Consider the following 4,255-nt stretch of genomic DNA (forward strand, 5'->3'; position numbering starts at 1 on the left):
ATTAATGCTCTTATAGAAAAATGTAAGGTTGGGTAAATTGAAACGGTTTGGGCGGTGCCCAGGCCGTTTTTTTTAATATCGTTGGAGAATTGTCATTCTGAACGCAGTGAAGAATCCTTCAGCTATGGAAAGCTTGCTATTATCGGTTTCCCATTTCAAAGCCATTAAAAATTAAAACAAGCCAGTTATCTGTTAGAGATTCTTCGTGCCTCAGAATGACAATTTATATGATTCAGTTGTACCTGACCTTACCTGTTCAGGGTTTAATTAGCATGATAGATGCTGAATCAAGTTCAACATGACGATTTTAAGAAACAAATTGCTCGAAATGACGAATGCTTGTAAAAACAAAAAATGGATGATGGTTTTTAATTCCATCATCCATTTTACAGCTTCATCAGTTGCTTACCCCTTGTTTTCAATCCACTTGCGTGCATTTACGAAGGCTTCCATCCATGGCGAAACTTCGTCTTTACGGCCTTGTGGATAATTTGCCCAGTGCCATTGGAACAATGAACGCTCAATGTGTGGCATCATTACCAGGTGGCGGCCAGTTTCATCACATAACATTGCGGTGTTGTAATCTGAGCCATTCGGGCTAGCTGGATAAGTTTCGTAAGCATATTTGGCCACGATTTTATATTTATCTTCTGTGTATGGCAATGAGAACCTTCCTTCACCATGTGATACCCAAACACCTAAAGTGCTTCCGGCCAGTGTAGATAACATGACCGAATTATTTTCTTGTAAGGTTAGCGAAGTGAAAATACTTTCGTGCTTGCCACTTTTGTTGTGGAGCATTTTAGGTTTTTCTTCGTGATCTTTGTTAATTAAGCCCAACTCTATAAATAACTGGCAACCATTGCAAACCCCAACTGATAAGGTATCAGGACGGGCAAAGAATTTCTCCAAGGCTACTCTTGCTTTTTCGTTGTATAAAAATGCACCTGCCCAACCTTTGGCCGATCCTAAAACATCAGAGTTAGAGAAACCACCAACTGCACCTATAAACTGGATATCTTCTAAAGTTTCTCTTCCGGTAATTAAATCGGTCATGTGTACGTCTTTCACATCAAAACCTGCCAAATACATGGCATTGGCCAGTTCGCGCTCAGAATTACTTCCTTTTTCGCGGATGATGGCTGCTTTTGGTCGTGGTTTAGTCGGATCGATTACAGGTTTCTTTCCATCAAATTGTAATGGAAAAGTGTAATTTAAAACATGGTTTTTATAATTGTCGTAGCGTTCTTTCGCCAATCCGTTTCCGGTTTGTTTACTATCTAATAAGTATGAAGTTTTGAACCAAACATCACGTAAATGGTCGATAYCAAAGCTGAAGCGATCAGCAGCATTTTTAACTTCCAGTTTAGCTGATGCATTTACCTCACCAATTTTATGGAAAGCAACGCCGGCCTGTGCAAAGGTATCTTCAACAGAAGCATCGGCCTGGAATACAATACCAATGTTCTCTGCAAATAATACTTTAATGCTATCTGCTTCCGCTAGTGAAGACAAATCGATCGAAGCGCCCAAATCGCGGTCGGCAAAACACATTTCCAATAGGGTTGTGATTAAACCACCGCTACCAATATCGTGACCTGCCTGGATTTTGTCAGCTTTGATTAATTGCTGAAGGGTATTAAAAGCTGTTTTAAATTGATCAGCACCTTTAACATCAGGTGTTTCTGTGCCGATTTTATTTAAAATCTGTGCAAAAGATGAACCACCTAATTTGTAGGTATCGTTAGAAAGGTTGATGTAATAAATTGATCCACCGTTTTTTTGAAGTACCGGCTCAACCACTTTGGTAATATCGTCGCAATTTGCTCCGGCAGAAATAATTACCGTTCCCGGTGCAATTACATCACCATCTTTGTATTTCTGTTTCATCGATAACGAATCTTTTCCGGTTGGGATATTGATTCCTAAATCGATGGCAAAATCAGAACAAGCTTTTACCGCTGCATATAAACGGGCATCTTCGCCTTCATTTTTACAGGCCCACATCCAGTTGGCAGAAAGTGAAACACTTTTTAAGCCATCTTTTAGGGGTGCCCAAACGATATTCGAAAGTGATTCTGCAATCGCATTGCGGCTACCCGCTGCAGGATCGATCAAGGCCGAAAGTGGTGCATGGCCAACTGAAGTGGCTATACCTTCTTTCCCCTGAAAATCTAAAGCCATTACACCACAGTTGTTTAAAGGCAACTGTAATGGGCCTGCACATTGTTGTTTAGCTACACGCCCCCCCACACAACGGTCTACTTTATTGGTTAACCAATCTTTAGATGCAACCGCTTCTAATTGAAGCACCTGTTCTAAATAGGTGTTTAATTCGTTGTTGTTATAGGTTACGGCTTCATATTTACGGTCGATGGTTTGATCGTCCATTACGATTTTTGGTGAACTGCCAAACATGGCGGCCAATTCAAAATCCATAGGTTTTAAACCTGTTGTTGCAGATTTAAAGGTAAAACGGTGATCGCCGGTTACTTTACCTACGGTATACATTGGCGAGCGTTCGCGGTCGGCTATTTTTTGTAAGGTTTCGATATGCTCGTTGCCGATTACCAAGCCCATTCTCTCCTGCGATTCGTTTCCGATAATTTCTTTAGCCGAAAGGGTAGGGTCGCCCACTGGCAATTTATCAAGATCTATTAAACCACCGGTTTCTTCAACTAGCTCTGATAAACAGTTTAAGTGACCACCTGCACCGTGATCGTGGATAGAGATAATCGAATTGTGATCGCTTTCTACCATGCCACGTACCGCATTTGCAGCACGTTTTTGCATTTCAGGGTTCGATCTCTGGATGGCATTTAATTCAATGCCGCTTCCGTGCTGACCAGTATCTGCAGATGAAACGGCTGCACCACCCATCCCGATCCTATAATTTTCTCCACCCAGGATAACGATGTTATCGCCTTCTTTTGGTTTAAGTTTTTGTGCCTGACTGGCTTTACCGTAACCGACACCACCCGCTAGCATAATTACTTTATCGAAACCCAGTTTTCGGGAATCTTCTTCGTGTTCGAAAGTTAAAACCGAACCAGTAATAAGCGGTTGACCGAATTTATTTCCAAAATCTGTAGCACCGTTAGATGCTTTGATCAGGATATCCATCGGGGTTTGGTACAACCATTGTCTTTCTTCAACGCCTTTTTCCCAAGGGCGGTTATCTTCTAAACGCGAAAGTGCAGTCATGTAAACGGCAGTTCCTGCTAAAGGCAACGAACCTTGTCCACCTGCTAAACGGTCTCTGATTTCACCACCCGAACCTGTTGCTGCACCATTAAAAGGCTCAACAGTGGTAGGGAAATTATGGGTTTCTGCTTTTAATGAGATTACCGATTCAAAATCGCTTGTAGTATAATAATCCGGCTCATCGGCACGTTTAGGTGCAAATTGTTGCACTTTCGGGCCTTTGATAAAAGCTACGTTATCTTTATAGGCCGAAACAATATCATTAGGATTTTCTTCTGATGTTTTGCGGATCAGCTTAAATAAAGAAGTAGGTTGCTCTACGCCATCGATTACAAATTTACCATTGAAAATTTTATGGCGGCAGTGTTCCGAATTCACTTGAGAGAAACCAAAAACTTCAGAATCGGTTAGCGGTCTTTCTAGTTTTTGCGCTAAAGTATTTAAATACTCAACTTCTTCATCGCTTAAAGAAAGCCCTTCTTGTTTGTTGTAAGCAGCAATATCGGTGATTTCTAAAATAGGTTCAGGTTTGATATTGATGGTATATACCTCCTGATCGAGCTTGTCGTATTTTTGAGAAAGCATCGGGTCGTAATCCGCAAAACTTTCATCAACCTGCTTAAATTCTTCAATCCTGATGATTCCCTGCATGTCCATGTTTTGGGTAATCTCTACTGCGTTGGTACTCCATGGAGTAATCATTGCTGCTCTTGGCCCAACGAAAAAGCCTGTTAGCGCTTTTTCTTGCGAGATTTTGGCACCGCCAAATAACCATTCAAGTTTAGTAATATCAGTGGTAGAAAGCGCTTTGTCTGTTTGTAGAACAAAAATCGCCTGCGATTGACTAAGGAAGAAATGAATCATGCTTTTTTTTTGAAGTTGCAAAAATAGTGTTAAAATTTTAAAAAGCTCATTGTAGCCTACAATATAATTGCGCTTTTATTACTTTTGACCTTAATATAACCCGCAGATCGTCATTTCAGGCGGAGTGGAGAAATCTGTCAAGATAGATCTCTCCACTCCGCGGTGCTTCGGTCGAGATGACGACTTT

At 41.1% G+C, this 4,255-nt stretch carries 1 protein-coding gene; it reads right to left on the bottom strand.

The window, feature by feature from the left end; genetic code table 11:
• Positions 1-405: 405 nt before the first annotated feature.
• A complete protein-coding gene (purL, locus tag AC1DPQ_RS19565) occupies positions 406-4,104 on the bottom strand; it encodes a phosphoribosylformylglycinamidine synthase (RefSeq protein WP_477610604.1) in 3,699 nt (1,232 codons plus the stop codon).
• Positions 4,105-4,255: the final 151 nt, after the last annotated feature.

The sequence above is a fragment of the Pedobacter sp. 01T416_2 genome, assembly GCF_056398925.1.